This window comes from Streptomyces pacificus, from assembly GCF_011766325.1.
Lineage (GTDB): Bacteria > Actinomycetota > Actinomycetes > Streptomycetales > Streptomycetaceae > Streptomyces > Streptomyces pacificus.
Genome location: NZ_BLLG01000005.1, coordinates 425,913 through 441,037 on the forward strand (window position 1 = coordinate 425,913; position 15,125 = coordinate 441,037).

General features: G+C 71.7%; 11 protein-coding genes. 8 read left to right on the forward strand and 3 right to left on the reverse strand.

Annotation, left to right across the window (positions count from 1 at the left end; all coding sequences use genetic code 11):
- Positions 1-28: 28 nt before the first annotated feature.
- The 7 genes from SCWH03_RS11700 to SCWH03_RS11730 all read left to right on the forward strand — a co-directional run bounded on the left by SCWH03_RS11700 (position 29) and on the right by SCWH03_RS11730 (position 10,305).
- Positions 29-1,201, forward strand: a complete 1,173-nt coding sequence (locus SCWH03_RS11700; protein WP_173264077.1) for a sensor histidine kinase — start codon at positions 29-31, stop codon at positions 1,199-1,201.
- A 261-nt stretch (positions 1,202-1,462) separates the two neighbouring features.
- Complete coding sequence (locus SCWH03_RS11705) at positions 1,463-2,770, forward strand: sensor histidine kinase (protein ID WP_173264078.1); 1,308 nt, start codon at positions 1,463-1,465, stop codon at positions 2,768-2,770.
- Positions 2,771-3,108: 338 nt separating this feature from the next.
- Complete coding sequence (locus tag SCWH03_RS11710) at positions 3,109-3,768, forward strand: response regulator transcription factor (protein WP_173264196.1); 660 nt, start codon at positions 3,109-3,111, stop codon at positions 3,766-3,768.
- 224 nt (positions 3,769-3,992) lie between these two features.
- On the forward strand, positions 3,993-5,939 hold the full coding sequence (locus tag SCWH03_RS11715) for a 2-oxoacid:acceptor oxidoreductase subunit alpha (protein WP_173264079.1): 1,947 nt from the start codon (positions 3,993-3,995) through the stop codon (positions 5,937-5,939).
- The gene (locus SCWH03_RS11720) at positions 5,932-6,993 is read left to right on the forward strand and encodes a 2-oxoacid:ferredoxin oxidoreductase subunit beta (protein WP_173264080.1); all 1,062 of its coding nucleotides are present in this window, start codon (positions 5,932-5,934) and stop codon (positions 6,991-6,993) included. Before SCWH03_RS11715 ends, SCWH03_RS11720 begins: the two co-directional genes overlap by 8 nt.
- A gap of 503 nt (positions 6,994-7,496) precedes the next feature.
- A complete protein-coding gene (rarD, locus tag SCWH03_RS11725) occupies positions 7,497-8,498 on the forward strand; it encodes an EamA family transporter RarD (protein WP_173264081.1) in 1,002 nt (333 codons plus the stop codon).
- 457 nt (positions 8,499-8,955) lie between these two features.
- On the forward strand, positions 8,956-10,305 hold the full coding sequence (locus tag SCWH03_RS11730) for a M28 family metallopeptidase (protein WP_173264082.1): 1,350 nt from the start codon (positions 8,956-8,958) through the stop codon (positions 10,303-10,305).
- 163 nt (positions 10,306-10,468) lie between these two features.
- Here the strand turns inward: SCWH03_RS11730 and SCWH03_RS11735 are convergent, their stop codons facing one another.
- Both SCWH03_RS11735 and SCWH03_RS11740 read right to left on the reverse strand, forming a co-directional pair.
- On the reverse strand, positions 10,469-11,752 hold the full coding sequence (locus SCWH03_RS11735) for a LolA family protein (RefSeq protein WP_173264083.1): 1,284 nt from the start codon (positions 11,750-11,752) through the stop codon (positions 10,469-10,471).
- A 297-nt stretch (positions 11,753-12,049) separates the two neighbouring features.
- On the reverse strand, positions 12,050-13,060 hold the full coding sequence (locus SCWH03_RS11740; protein WP_173264084.1) for a polyprenyl synthetase family protein: 1,011 nt from the start codon (positions 13,058-13,060) through the stop codon (positions 12,050-12,052).
- A 530-nt stretch (positions 13,061-13,590) separates the two neighbouring features.
- Here SCWH03_RS11740 and fahA point away from each other — a divergent pair.
- A complete protein-coding gene (gene fahA / locus SCWH03_RS11745; RefSeq protein WP_173264085.1) occupies positions 13,591-14,820 on the forward strand; it encodes a fumarylacetoacetase in 1,230 nt (409 codons plus the stop codon).
- A gap of 140 nt (positions 14,821-14,960) precedes the next feature.
- Here the strand turns inward: fahA and SCWH03_RS11750 are convergent, their stop codons facing one another.
- Complete coding sequence (locus SCWH03_RS11750; RefSeq protein ID WP_173264086.1) at positions 14,961-15,110, reverse strand: hypothetical protein; 150 nt, start codon at positions 15,108-15,110, stop codon at positions 14,961-14,963.
- Positions 15,111-15,125: the final 15 nt, after the last annotated feature.

Here is a 15,125-nt window from a genome sequence, read left to right on the forward strand (position 1 = left end):
GCGGACACGGGCGTGCAGGCTGTCCCGCATGACCCCGACCAGCAGTTCCCCCGACGTCCGCGGGTGCGGACCCGACGGACCGCCGCCGGCCCGCTTCGCCTACGACCGGTGCACCTGGAAGGAGATCGCCCACCTCCTCCTGGATCTGCCGGTCGCCCTCGCCGGGTTCGTCTACACGTCGACCATGCTCGCGGTCGGCGCCGGACTGTCGGTGACGGTCGTCGGGCTGCCGCTGCTCGCGGGCGGACTGGCCGGCGCGCGCCTGTTCGGTCGCGGGGAGCGGGCCCGGGCCCGGGCGCTGCTCGGCGTGCGGGTGGACGAGCCGAGCCGGCTCCCCCGAACCCCGGGGACGGGGTTCCTCGGCAGGCTGTGGAACAGGCTGAAGGACCCGGTGGGCTGGCGGACCGTGCTGTACGCGTTCGTCAGGCTTCCCTGGGCGGTCCTGTCCTTCACCGTCGTATCGGCGGGGCTTTTCGTGCTGTGGCCGGTGCTGCCCTTCCTCGTCCGGGCGCTGGCGAACGTCGACCGGGCGATGGTCCGGGGACTGCTCTCGCCGTCCGACGAGTTGGAGCGGCGCATCGCGGAGCTGGAGTCGGGTCGGGGCGTCGTCGTGGACACGGCAGCCGCCGACCTGCGCCGCATCGAACGCGACCTGCACGACGGCGCACAAGCCAGACTCGTCGCCCTCGCCATGGACCTCGGACTCGCCAAGGAGAAACTCCACCACGACCCCGACACCGCCGCCACCATGGTCGACGAAGCCCACGGCGAGGTGAAACTCGCCCTCAAGGAACTCCGCGACCTGGCCCGCGGCATCCACCCGGCCATCCTCACCGACCGCGGCCTCGACGCCGCACTCTCCTCCGCCGCCACCCGCTGCACCGTCCCCGTCCGAGTCCACGTGGACCTACCCACCCGCCCCACCCCGGCAACCGAAGGCATCGCCTACCTCACCGCCTCCGAACTCCTGCAGAACATCAGCAAACACAGCCGGGCACACACCGCCTCCATCGACATCTGGCGCACCGAGAACCGCCTGCTCATCCAGGTCCACGACGACGGACACGGCGGAGCCGACCCCACCGGACACGGCCTCGCCGGCCTCGCCGAACGCCTCCAGGCAGTCGACGGACTCCTCCTCATCGACTCCCCCACCGGCGGACCCACCACCATCACCGCCGAACTCCCCTGGCGCACCTAACCCCGCCACACCCCCCGGCCCACGAAGCGGCACCTCCACACAGACCCCTCCCCGTTCCGGGCCCGGACACCGGCCGCACACCGGCCCTGCTCCACCCCCTGATCCGACGCACCCGCCGGCCGACGGGGTGGGGAAAACCCCCGGAGGAACACGGAGAAGCACCGCATGGTGCCTGCCCGGCGGCACCGCGAATGCTGGGCGTGCACACCGCGCCACCCGCGGCGTGCCACCGCCGACCGGACGAGCAGAACGGACGACACCATGACCACGGCACACCGAGCCGGGCCCCGGGTCCACGGACTCCCCCCGGCGCTGCGGGCACCGTTCGAGGGCCGCACCTGGCGCGAGTTCGGCTACCTCCTGCTGAGCCTGCCCCTCAGCATCGTGTTCTTCGCCCTGGCCCTGTCGCTGACTGCGGCCGGCGCCGGACTGGTGGTCACGTTCCTCGGCATCCCGGTCCTCGCCGGAGCGCTCGCGATGTGCCGGGGTTTCGGCGCGTTGGAACGGGTCCGGGCGCGGGCGCTGCTGCGGCTCGATGTGGCGGATCCCGCGCCACTGCCGCCGGGGGGCAACGGCGCGCTCGGCCGGGTCACCGCCTTGCTGAAGAGCGGGACGTCCTGGCGGCACCTCCTCTACGCGCTGGTGCACATGCCGTGGGCGGTCTTCGCGTTCTCCGTCTCCCTGGTGTTCTGGAGTTACGGCTGGTGTCTGCTGACCTATCCGCTGTGGCAGTGGGTCTTCCCCCTCTACGCGGGGATCGACGGCCTGCAGATCTACGGTGACGACACGCACGACGTCTACCTCGACTCCCCGCTCGAACTCGCCGCGACCAGCCTGATCGGCCTGCTGTTCACCCTGGCCGCGCCCTGGATCATCCGCGGACTCGCCACGGTGGACCGGCTGCTGGTCACCGGGCTGCTCGGCCCCTCCCGACTGGAGGGCAGGCTGGTGGAGCTGGAGTCGGGTCGGGGCGTCGCCGTGGACACGGCAGCCGCCGACCTGCGCCGCATCGAACGCGACCTGCACGACGGCGCACAAGCCAGACTCGTCGCCCTCGCCATGGACCTCGGACTCGCCAAGGAGAAACTCCACCACGACCCCGACACCGCCGCCACCATGGTCGACGAAGCCCACGGCGAGGTGAAACTCGCCCTCAAGGAACTCCGCGACCTGGCCCGCGGCATCCACCCGGCCATCCTCACCGACCGCGGCCTCGACGCCGCACTCTCCTCCGCCGCCACCCGCTGCACCGTCCCCGTCCGAGTCCACGTGGACCTACCCACCCGCCCCACCCCGGCAACCGAAGGCATCGCCTACCTCACCGCCTCCGAACTCCTGCAGAACATCAGCAAACACAGCCGGGCACACACCGCCTCCATCGACATCTGGCGCACCGAGAACCGCCTGCTCATCCAGGTCCACGACGACGGACACGGCGGAGCCGACCCCACCGGACACGGCCTCGCCGGCCTCGCCGAACGCCTCCAGGCAGTCGACGGACTCCTCCTCATCGACTCCCCCACCGGCGGACCCACCACCATCACCGCCGAACTCCCCTGGCGCACCTAACCCCGCCACACCCCCCGGCCCACGAAGCGGCACCTCCACACAGACCCCTCCCCGTTCCGGGCCCGGACACCGGCCGCACACCAGTCGGCCCCGACACACCACCCGGGCCTCGCTCCACGCCCGGGAGCGGGACCGGACCCGGCACCCGATCCGCGCGGCCCCTGATCCGAAACGCTCACCCGATCGTGTGAAGGGTGCGATGCTGGGGTCGACCGCCGGACGCAGGCCGCGGGCCGTGCACAACGACCGCAGGGGGACGCACCGCCGTGGAGCACGAGACAGACGCCCTCCCCGGGCACGCCGCACCGTCCGGTAGCGCCCCGTCCGGGCCGCGCGCCGTGCGGGTCGTCATCGCCGAGGACTCCGTGCTGCTCCGCGAGGGCCTCACCCGGTTGCTCGCCGACCGCGGTCACCACGTCGTCGCGGGCGTCGGGGATGCCGAGGCGCTGATCGGGGCGGTCGGGGAGCTGGCCGCGCGGGACGACCTGCCCGACGTCGTCGTCGCGGACGTACGGATGCCGCCCACGCACACGGACGAGGGCGTCCGCGCGGCCGTCCGACTGCGCAGGGACCATCCGGGCCTGGGTGTGCTGGTGCTGTCGCAGTACGTGGAGGAGCGATACGCCACGGAGCTGCTCGCGGGGAGCAGCCGCGGTGTGGGCTATCTGCTGAAGGACCGGGTCGCCGAGGTCAGGGAGTTCGTGGACGCGGTCGTCCGGGTGGCCGGCGGTGGGACGGCGCTGGACCCGGAGGTCGTGGCGCAGCTGCTGGGGCGGAGCCGGAAGCAGGAGGTACTCGCCGGCCTGACCCCCCGGGAGCGCGAGGTGCTGGGCCTGATGGCGGAGGGCAGGACGAACTCGGCCATCGCACGGCAGCTCGTGGTGAGCGACGGCGCCGTGGAGAAGCACGTGGGCAATATCTTCCTGAAGCTCGGGCTGCCCCCCGGCGAGGGTGATCATCGGCGGGTACTGGCGGTGCTCACCTATCTGGATGCCTGATTATTTGACACCCTGTCAGGCAAGAGCGATCGATCAGGAACGGCGCCCCACCGAACGAATCCCCGGGGCGAACAGAACACGGCAAACCAGGACACGGCGGTATCTCAAATCGACGTCCGACATGTGAGCAGTCCCGGGAAGGTGGTACTCACGGACGTAGGGTTGACCTTGGAGCGACCGGTGCGCCGGCCGCGAACCAGCCGCCTCGAGGGAGGTCCAGTTCAGTGACCAGCCAGGTCAGCAGCCCAGCAGAGCACGCGGACGAGGCAGACGGGCCCGGGGAGGCCCTCGTCGGGGGGCAACGGCAACCTCCCGGCGAGAAGGAAGTACGCCAACTGGATCGGGTGATCATCCGCTTTGCGGGTGATTCCGGTGACGGTATGCAGCTGACGGGTGACCGCTTCACTTCGGAGACGGCGTCGTACGGGAACGACCTGTCGACCCTGCCCAACTTCCCCGCCGAGATCAGGGCTCCCGCCGGCACCCTGCCCGGCGTCTCCAGCTTCCAGGTGCACTTCGCCGACCACGACATCCTCACTCCGGGCGACGCCCCCCATGTGCTGGTGGCGATGAACCCGGCCGCACTGAAGGCCAACATCGCCGATGTGCCGCGCGGCGGCGAGATCATCGTCAACACCGACGAGTTCGCCAAGCGCGCCATGGCCAAGGTCGGCTACGACACCTCGCCGCTGGAGGACGGCTCGCTGGACGGCTACAGCGTGCACCCCGTCCCCCTGACCACGCTCACGATCGAGGCGCTCAAGGAGTTCGGGCTCTCCCGCAAGGAGGCCGGGCGCTCCAAGAACATGTTCGCGCTGGGCCTGCTGTCGTGGATGTACCACCGGCCGACCGAGGGGACCGAGAGGTTCCTGAGAGCCAAGTTCGCGAAGAAGCCGGACATCGCCGAGGCGAATGTGGCGGCCTTCCGGGCCGGCTGGAACTTCGGGGAGACAACCGAGGACTTCGCCGTCTCCTACGAGGTCGCACCCGCCGGCACCGCGTTCCCGGCCGGCACGTACCGCAACATCTCCGGCAACCTGGCGCTGTCCTACGGGCTGATCGCCGCGTCCCGGCAGGCCGACCTGCCGCTGTACCTCGGCTCGTACCCGATCACCCCGGCCTCGGACATCCTGCACGAACTGTCCCGCCACAAGAACTTCGGCGTGCGCACCTTTCAGGCCGAGGACGAGATCGCCGGAATCGGCGCGGCGCTCGGTGCCGCGTTCGGCGGCTCGCTGGCCGTGACCACCACCTCCGGCCCCGGCGTGGCCCTGAAGTCGGAGACCGTCGGCCTGGCGGTGTCGCTGGAGCTGCCGCTGCTGGTGATCGACATCCAGCGGGGCGGGCCCTCGACCGGTCTGCCGACCAAGACCGAGCAGGCCGACCTGTTGCAGGCCATGTACGGCCGCAACGGCGAGGCACCGGTGCCGGTCGTCGCCCCGCGCACCCCGGCGGACTGCTTCGACGCGGCGCTGGACGCGGCCCGCATCGCGCTGACGTACCGCACCCCGGTGCTCCTGCTCTCCGACGGGTATCTCGCCAACGGCTCGGAGCCGTGGCGGATCCCGGACCTCGACGAGCTGCCGGATCTCCGGACCCGGTTCGCCACGGGCCCGAACCACACGCTCCAGGACGGCACCGAGGTGTTCTGGCCCTACAAGCGGGACCCGCGGACGCTGGCCCGCCCCTGGGCCGTGCCCGGCACGCCGGGTCTGGAGCACCGGGTCGGCGGCATCGAGAAGCAGGACGGCACCGGGAACATCTCGTACGACCCGGCGAACCACGACTTCATGGTCCGCACCCGCCAGGCCAAGATCGACGGCATCGAGGTCCCGGACCTGGAGGTCGACGACCCGGACGGCGCGAGGACGCTGGTCCTCGGCTGGGGTTCCACCTACGGGCCGATCACCGCGGCGGTCCGCCGCATCCGCCGGGAGGGCGGCGCCGTCGCCCAGGCCCACCTGCGGCATCTCAACCCGTTCCCGAGGAATCTCGGGGACGCTCTCGGACGTTACGACAAGGTAGTGGTACCGGAGATGAACCTGGGCCAGCTCGCCACCATGATCCGGGCGAGGTTCCTCATCGACGCACAGCCGTACAACCAGGTCAACGGAATGCCGTTCAAGGCCGAGCAGCTCGCGGCGGCCCTCAAGGAGGCCATCGATGACTGAGGCAGCGTCCGCACTGCTGTCCCTGGTTCCCAAGGCCGAGGCCGAGCAGTCCATGAAGGACTTCAAGTCGGACCAGGAGGTCCGCTGGTGCCCGGGCTGCGGTGACTACGCCATCCTCGCCGCCGTGCAGGGCTTTATGCCCGAACTCGGCCTGGCGAGGGAGAACATCGTCTTCATCTCCGGCATCGGATGCTCCTCCCGCTTCCCGTACTACATGAACACCTACGGGATGCACTCGATCCACGGCCGCGCTCCGGCGATCGCGACCGGACTGGCCTCCTCCCGGCGCGACCTGAGCGTATGGGTCGTCACGGGCGACGGCGACGCGCTGTCCATCGGCGGCAACCACCTCATCCACGCCCTGCGGCGCAACGTCAACCTCAAGATCCTGCTGTTCAACAACCGGATCTACGGTCTGACGAAGGGGCAGTACTCCCCCACCTCCGAACTCGGCAAGATCACCAAGTCGACGCCGATGGGCTCGCTGGACGCGCCCTTCAACCCGGTGTCGCTGGCGCTGGGCGCCGAGGCGTCGTTCGTCGCCCGCACGGTCGACTCCGACCGGAGGCACCTCACCGAGGTGCTGCGCGCGGCGGCGGACCACCCGGGCACGGCCCTGGTGGAGATCTACCAGAACTGCAACATCTTCAACGACAACGCCTTCGAGGCGCTCAAGGACAAGGATCAGGCCGAGGAGGCGGTGATCCGGCTGGAGCACGGGCAGCCGATCCGGTTCGGCCCCGGCGGCTCGAAGGGCGTGGTGCGGGACCCGGCGACCGGCGATCTCACGGTCGTCGAGGTCTCCGCGGAGACCGAGTCCCGGATCCTCGTCCACGATGCCCGCAGCGCCACCCCGACGACCGCGTTCGCGCTGTCCCGGCTGGCCGACCCGGACACGCTGCACCAGACGCCCATCGGGGTGTTCCGCAGCGTCGAGCGCCCCGTGTACGACTCCCTGATGGCCGATCAGCTCGACGCCGCGATCGAGCAGAACGGCAAGGGCGACCTGGGCGCCCTGCTCGCGGGCAACGACACCTGGACCGTCGTCGGCTGACGCCCGTCCCTGCTCCCGGACACCGGCCCGGACCCCCGCTGCGGGAGGTCCGGGCCCCGGCACGTCCCCGTCGCGCGTCGGGACGCGCCCCCTCCGGGCCCCGGCACGTCCGGCGCGATCCGCAAGCCCGGGCTGCGGGGTCTCCACCTCCAGGCCGCGACACCGCCCGGCCCGGACCAGTGCGGTGCCCGGGGTCCGCCCGCTCCACCGCGGCAGGGGGCGCCGGCCGTAGCGGACCCCGCCGCTCCCCTCCCGCCCTCAGACCGGCCACCCCGCTCGCGGAAACCCCCGCACGGGGAAAGGCAGCCCTGCCCGGGTGCACCGCCCCCGGTCCCCTGAGCCGCGCACCCGGGAACCAGCGGCCGGGAAGACCGTCGCGACGGCCTCGGCGGACCGGGCCGGACAGCCCCGTCATGACCGTATGGCGATACGAACATGACATCCCACCCCGCCCGGCGCTACCTTCGACCGGGACAGGGCGGCACGGTGCGGCAGGAGATTCGGTGAAGGCGGACAACGAGCAGCGCATGGGCCTGCTGTACGGGATGGGCGCCTACGGGATGTGGGGACTGGTCCCGCTCTTCTGGCCGCTGCTGAAGCCGGCCGGCGCCGTCGAGATCCTCGCCCACCGCATGGTCTGGTCCCTCGCGGTCGTCGGGATCGCCCTGCTGGTGCTGCGCCGCTGGGGATGGATGCGCCCGCTGCTCCGCGACCGGCGCAGGCTCGGCCTGATCACTGTCGCCGCCACAGTGATCACGGTGAACTGGGGTGTCTACATCTGGGCGGTCAACAATGGCCAGGTGGTGGCGGCGTCCCTCGGCTACTTCATCAACCCGCTGGTCACCATCGCGATGGGCGTGCTGCTGCTGAAGGAGCGGCTACGGCCCGCGCAGTGGACGGCCGTCGGCGTCGGCTTCGCCGCGGTGCTGGTGCTCACGGTCGGATACGGCCGCCCGCCGTGGATCTCGTTGGTCCTGGCCTTGACCTTCGCCGTCTACGGACTGATCAAGAAGAAGACCAACATCGGCGGCCTCGAGTCGCTGGCGGCGGAGACGGCGGTGCAGTTCCTGCCGGCCCTCGCCTTTCTGCTGTGGCTGGGCTCCCGGGGTACGGCCGATTTCGGCGCGCACGGAGCCGGCCACGCCGCACTGCTCGCCGCCACCGGGATCGTCACCGCCGTGCCGCTGATCTGCTTCGGCGCGGCCGCGATCCGGGTTCCGCTGTCGACACTGGGTCTGCTGCAGTACCTCGCACCGGTGTTCCAGTTCCTGCTGGGCGTCCTCTACTTCCACGAGGCCATGCCCGCCGAGCGGTGGGCGGGCTTCTCGCTGGTCTGGCTGGCGTTGACCATCCTCACCTGGGACGCGCTGCGCAACGCCAGGCGGGTCCGGGCGGAGGCGGCGCGGCTGGCCACCGCGGCGCGCGCCGCGGCCGCGGTCTCGACACCCGACACACCGGCGGCTCCGGAGGCGGCGTCCGGGCGGCACCCCGAGCCCGCCGCCTGACAGCGTCCCGACGCTCCGGGAACAGGGCCGCGCCCGGGGAAGCACGCCCTGCCCCACCGCCCCCACCGCTCCCACCGCTCCCCGCCAACGGGCACAACGGGCACAACGGTAACGGCGGGCACCCTGGGCGCGGTCGGCGGAGTCGGCAGAGCGAAACGACGGAAGCGACGGAAGCGACGGAAGGAACGGAGCCGGAAACCTCCCGACAGCGGTCTGCGGGTCCTCCCCGGTGCGGCACCAGACGGATCCCGCTGCCGGCGCCGTATGGGATCGACGGTTCCGCGTCGTCCGCCTATCGAACCCGACTGACCGGTTTCCGCCCTTGACGGTCAGTCATCATCTCGCTGAACATTCAGCACACAGCCGCACCGCCCACAGCTCCAGCACCCTGCGACGCCGTCGTCGCACGGAGTCCCGCACGTTCCGTCCTGTCCCCGTACGGAATCCGGAGCCCCACATGAGTCACTCCGCGCACAGACGTACCGCCGCCGCCACCGCACTCGCCCTCGCCGGACTGCTCACCGCGGCGGTTCCGGCCACCGCTGCACCCGGTGGACCACCCGCGCCCGTCTCCCGGGCAGCCGCCGCCGCTTCCCCGGCAGCGCCCGCGGCGCCGGACATACCGCTGGCCAACGTCAAGGCGCATCTGTCCCAGCTCCAGTCCATAGCCGGCGCCAACGGCGGCAACCGCGCCCACGGCAGGCCCGGCTACAAGGCCTCGCTCGACTATGTGAAGGCCAAGCTGGACGCGGCCGGATTCACCACGACCGTGCAGCAGTTCACCTCCGCCGGCTCCACCGGCTACAACCTGATCGCCGACTGGCCGGGCGGCGACCCCAACCAGGTGCTGATGGCCGGCGCCCATCTCGACTCGGTGAGCTCGGGAGCGGGCATGAACGACAACGGCTCCGGCTCGGCGGGTGTGCTGGAGACCGCCCTCGCCGTCTCCCGTGCCGAGTTGCAGCCCGAGAAGCATCTGCGGTTCGCCTGGTGGGGCGCTGAGGAGCTGGGACTCGTCGGTTCGCGGTACTACGTCGGCAACCTCTCCTCCACGGACCGTGCCAAGGTCTCCGGCTATCTCAACTTCGACATGATCGGATCACCGAACCCCGGCTACTTCGTCTACGACGACGACCCGGTGATCGAGCAGACCTTCAAGGACTTCTACGCCGGAATCGGTGTACCGACCGAGATCGAGACCGAGGGCGACGGCCGTTCGGACCATGCCTCGTTCAAGAACGTCGGGATAGCGGTGGGTGGTCTGTTCACGGGCGCCAGCCGCACCAAGTCGACTGCGCAGGCCCAGAAGTGGGGCGGCACGGCCGGCCAGGCCTTCGACCGCTGCTACCACACGTCCTGCGACACCACCTCGAACATCGACGACACGGCGCTCGACCGCAACAGCGACGCCATGGCGCACGCCGTCTGGACCCTGTCCGCCGGGTCGACCGTGCCCCCCGGGGATGTCTACGAGACCACGGTGGACGTCGCCATCCCGGACAACGGTGCCGCGGTGGCCTCGTCCGTGACCGTGTCCGGCCGCGCGGGCAACGCGCCGGCCGATCTCGAGGTGGGCGTGGACATCAAGCACACCTGGCGCGGCGACCTCGTGGTCGATCTGCTCGCGCCGGACGGCACCGCGTACCGGCTGAAGGACTCCAGCGGCAGCGACTCCGCCGACAACGTCATCACGACGTACACCGTGAACGCCTCCGGCGAGACGGCGAACGGCACCTGGCAGCTCAGGGTGCAGGACGTGGCCCGCTATGACACCGGCTACATCGACAGCTGGCGGCTCACCTTCTAGGACCGCAAGCTCCGGACCCACCCCCCACGGGCCGCATGCGCACGCGACACCGCGTGCGCATGCGGCCGTTTCCGTACCGCCAATACCGCCAATACCGCTGATACCGCCGATACCGGCACCGCGCCCTCACACCGCGGCGCTGTCCGTGCGTGCACCGGCCGTCCTACCTCGCCGCGTTCGCCGTGTTCGCCGCGTTCGCCGCCCCGACGAGGGCATCCCGTGTGACCGCGCCGACATAGAGCGTGCCGTCGTCGGTTATCAGCGCGTTGACCAGGCGGGTCTTGTAGACCGTGCCGGTACCGAAATCGCCCTTCACCCGGTCGCCGAAGGACTCCAGGAAGCTCCGGGCCTCCGGCGGGGCGTCGCCCGGCTCCGGAGCGACGGTACCCCCGCCGCCGGGAGCCGTGATCTGGGCGATGGCCGTCCAGCCCTCGCCGATGACGTCGACCCCCTGGCCGTCCTCACCGACGGGCCCCAGGCCCTCGATGGCTTTCAGGCCCTTCAGGCCCTCAAGCCCTCCCAGCCCCACGCCGTGCTCCGGCGCCCCCTGCTCCCCTCCGTCGAGCTCATCCGCCTCGATCACCTTCGCGCCCTCCGGCGGGGTGAACTCGAAGGTCGACGCGGCCGGCCGGGAGAAGTCGACCTTGGTGAAGCCCGCGTCGACCACGGCCTTTCCGCCGCCGCTCGGCAGCAGGGTGAACTTCAGCGGCACCCCGTTCTCGGCGTCCACCGCGATCCTGACGGAGCCGACGGTCGAGCCGCTCTGCTCGGGCTTCACCAGCAACCGGTAGGCGTCACGGCCGGCGATCCTGGCCGTGCCGTCGACGGTCACCGAGGTGGTGTCGCCCGCGGCCTTCAGCACCTCGTCGGCGAACTCCTTCGGGGTGGTGGGCGGCTCCGGCAGGGCCGGGCGCTCGCGCTCTGCGGCCGCACCGGCGCCCCCGCCGTGGTAGACCTCGCCGGACTCGCTGCCGTAGGCCCAGACATCGTCGCCGTTGCGGAGCACGCTGTACTCCGCGGCGTCGTCGAGGACCGACAGCTTCTGGCGTTCCGGGCCGTCGACCGCGACCCGCAGCGTGTGGGTGCCGGACGCCAGCTCCATCAGCCTGGCGTCAGGCGCGGCGGACGAGCCGCCCGCGCCGGGCACGAGTCCGTCCGCGGCGTCCCCGACCAGCCCGGCGAGCGACGGCAGACCGAGGTCGGTACTGATTCTGACCGTCCCGGACAGCTGCTCCGCGTCCGACGCGGCGATCTTCGCTATCAGTTCCCGGGCCGTGACCTCCGGCAGTTCGGGGTCACCGGACACGGCGAGCGCGGGAACGAGCCCGATAGTCGCCGCGGCGACCCCCGCCACCGCGACCGGGACCGCGTAGCGCCCCGCCCTCCGGCGGACGGCGCTGCCCTCCCCCGCCTCCTCGGTGGTTCGTGCGGTGTCGTTCGGTGCCATGGTGTGCCCTACCTCCGTGATCGGCGGCGTCGTCCGTCCAGTGCACGAGTCCACCCCGCGCCGCCATACTCACCCTCTGCGGTTGCATCGGTGAGGAGTGGTTGCCGTCCATCCGACCACAGCACGCCGCTCTGCGCGTCAGCCCCGGGGGCCAACTCCGCGTACTGCTGCGGTATGACCCCGGGGCCGGTTCGGGCACCATTCCACTAGGGGTCGGGAGGTCGATGCGGCGCCCCGCGCGGCGGCAGCCGCACACCCGGCCGGCGACGGCGCGGGGCCGGCCCCGCGGCCAGGGCGTCAGCCCGCGCGGTGGACCACCGCGTCGCACAGCTCCTCTAGCGCGGCCCTGGCGGTGCACTCGGGGAGCGCCGTCAGCTTCGCGCGGGCCTCCTGCGCCGAGCGCACCGTGTCCCGCCTGGCCTGCGCCAGAGCGGAATGGGCCCGCAGCCGCGCCAGCGCTTCCGCGTGCCGGCCGTCATCCGTGAGATCACCGGAGAGCAACTCGACCAGCTCCAGGTCCTCCCGCCGGCCGTGTGCGGCCGCCTGCTCACGAAGCCGGAGCACGGGGAGGGTGGCGACGCCCTCGCGCAGATCGGTGCCGGGGGTCTTGCCGGACTCGTGGAAGTCGGACGCGATGTCGAGGACGTCGTCGGCGAGCTGGAAGGCGACGCCGAGGCGCTCGCCGTACTGGGTGAGGACGTCGGTGATCCGCTCGTCGGCGCCCGACATCATGGCCCCGAACCGGCAGGAGACGGCGACGAGCGACCCCGTCTTGCCGCGCAGCACGTCCAGGTAGTGCTCCACCGGGTCCCGGCCGTCGCGCGGACCCGCCGTCTCCAGGATCTGGCCGGTCACCAGGCGCTCGAACGCCTCGGCCTGGATGCGGACGGCCTCGGGGCCGAGATCAGCCAGGATGTGCGAGGCGCGGGCGAAGAGGAAGTCGCCGGTGAGGACGGCGAGGGAGTTCCCCCAGCGCGCGTTGGCGCTGGGCACTCCGCGCCGCACCTCGGCCTCGTCCATCACGTCGTCGTGGTAGAGCGTCGCCAGGTGGGTCAGCTCGACGACCACGGCCGAGGGCACCACACCCGAGGCATCGGGGTCGCCGAACTGGGCCGCCAGCATCACCAGGAGCGGCCGGAACCGCTTCCCGCCGGCCCGGACGAGGTGCTGCGCAGCCTCCGTGATGAAGGGCACCTCGCTCTTGGTGGCGTCGAGAAGCCCCGACTCCACGGCCGCCAATCCGGCCTGGACATCGGCCTCAAGAGCCTGGTCCCGCACGCTCAGCCCGAACGGCCCGACGACGGTCACGAGAGGTACTCCTGTCTGCTGACGATCACACGGATTGTCGATGTGTCGCTGCTCCCACTCAAGTCAGCGTATCCGGTCGCCTTTCGATCACCATGGGCGCCTTCCCGCCTCCCCGGTATGTTCTTGATCAGCCGATAGGACTGGGCTTGGGCTCCTTGTCCGGACTCCCGATCGTGCCCGCGGGAGCGGGCGTGAACAGGCCGGCGGAACGCTGCCGCCCTTCCCTGCCGCCGGGCGGTGCGGGCCCCGCAGCAGCGCGCCGGATCCACCGTGGACCGCCGTCATCGCGATCGGCACCGGCGACCCGCACGGGTCCCGCGCGGACGGCATCCGGGCCCCGCAGGGAGGACTGCCGAGGGCCCGGGCGGCACGGCCGTGGAGCGGCCGTGGAGCGGCCGACGCCCGGGCAGCGCCTTCTGCCGTACGGCGGACCGGGGCCGGCCCGCCCCCGGTCCCCGAGCGGCCCTGACGCCGGCTGCACACTCCACGTAACGTGTCCTCGACACCCGTGGAAAGCGAGGCAAGCACCGATGCCCGAGCAGAGCCCGCTCGATCTGGCCGAGGGCGACCCCTTCGGCCCGCACAACCTCCCGTACGGCGTCTTCACCACGGCGGACGAGCCGGGCCGGCGCCGGCTCGGGGTCCGGATCGGCGGCCATGTGCTCGACGCGGGAGCCGCGGCGCAGACCCTCGGCTCCCCCTACGCGGCGCTGCTCGCACAGCCCGGTCTCGGCCCGCTGCTCGCGGCCGGCCGCACCGCCTGGCGGGACGTGCGCCGGGCGCTCACCGCCTGGGTGACGGTGCCGGCCCACCGCCAGGACATCGAGCCGCTGCTCCACCCGCTGGGGTCGGTGGCCCTCCACCTCCCCTACGAGGTCGCCGACTATGTGGACTTCTACGCCAGCGAGCACCACGCCACCAACGTCGGCCGCATCTTCCGGCCGGACGGCGAGCCGCTCACACCCAACTGGAAGCACCTGCCGATCGGTTACCACGGACGCTCGGGAACCGTCGTCGTGTCCGGGACAGAGGTGATCCGCCCGTCCGGGCAGCGCAAGGCCCCCGGCGACGCGGCCCCCGTCTTCGGCCCGTCGGTCAAACTGGACATCGAGGCGGAGGTCGGCTTCGTCGTCGGCACCCCGTCCGAGCTGGGCCGGCCCGTCCCGCTCTCCGGTTTCCGAGACCACGTCTTCGGCCTGCAGCTGCTCAACGACTGGTCCGCCCGCGACATCCAGGCCTGGGAGTATGTGCCGCTCGGCCCGTTCCTCGGCAAGTCGTTCGCCACGTCCGTTGCAGCCTGGGTCACCCCGCTGGAGGCCCTCGACGCGGCCCGGGTCTCCCCGCCCGCCCGGGACTTCGGCCTGCTGCCGTACCTCGACGACTCGGGTGACGAGGAGCCGGGCGGCTTCGACCTGCGCATCTCCGTCGCCGTCAACGGTCGGATCGTGTCCGAGCCGCCGTTCGCCACCATGTACTGGACCGCGGCCCAGCAACTGGCCCATATGACCGTCAACGGTGCCTCGCTGCGCACCGGGGACCTCTACGGCTCCGGCACGGTCAGCGGTCCCGACGTGCACCAGCGCGGCTCGCTCCTCGAACTCACCTGGAACGGCCGTGAGCCGCTCGAGCTGCCGGACGGGAAGCGGACGTTCCTGGAGGACGGGGACGAGGTCACCGTCACCGCGTGGGCACCCGGCGCGGACGGCGTCAGGGTCGGCCTCGGCGAGGTCACCGGCCGGATCACGCCCGCCGTGGGCTGACAGCGGGCCCTTCCGCGCAGGCGCGCTTCGGCGGGCCCCTGTGAACGGCCGAGGCCCTGCCCGGGCCGGCGGAGCGGCCCGCTACCCGGGCGCGGCCGGCCGGGCCGGCGTCCCCGGATCCCGCCCCGCTTCGGAGTCCGTCAGCTCGTGTCGTCACCGATGCGCTCGCCCTCGGCCTGGGACGGTGTGGTCCGGTCGACGTCGGGGTGCTGCTCCTCCGTCGATTCCCGGTCTTCTCCCTCGGCCTGCGAGGGCGTGGTGTACTCGGGCTCCTGGTATTGGTCGATCATGACGTTCCTCCTCGA

Bases quoted from the DNA above. Each gene is read 5' to 3' on its own strand.
- SCWH03_RS11700 (WP_173264077.1), top strand. From the start codon at position 29: ATGACCCCGACCAGCAGTTCCCCCGACGTCCGCGGGTGCGGACCCGAC.
- fahA (WP_173264085.1), top strand. From the start codon at position 13,591: ATGCCCGAGCAGAGCCCGCTCGATCTGGCCGAGGGCGACCCCTTCGGC.
- SCWH03_RS11705 (WP_173264078.1), top strand. From the start codon at position 1,463: ATGACCACGGCACACCGAGCCGGGCCCCGGGTCCACGGACTCCCCCCG.
- SCWH03_RS11750 (WP_173264086.1), bottom strand. From the start codon at position 15,110: ATGATCGACCAATACCAGGAGCCCGAGTACACCACGCCCTCGCAGGCC.
- SCWH03_RS11730 (WP_173264082.1), top strand. From the start codon at position 8,956: ATGAGTCACTCCGCGCACAGACGTACCGCCGCCGCCACCGCACTCGCC.
- SCWH03_RS11720 (WP_173264080.1), top strand. From the start codon at position 5,932: ATGACTGAGGCAGCGTCCGCACTGCTGTCCCTGGTTCCCAAGGCCGAG.
- SCWH03_RS11735 (WP_173264083.1), bottom strand. From the start codon at position 11,752: ATGGCACCGAACGACACCGCACGAACCACCGAGGAGGCGGGGGAGGGC.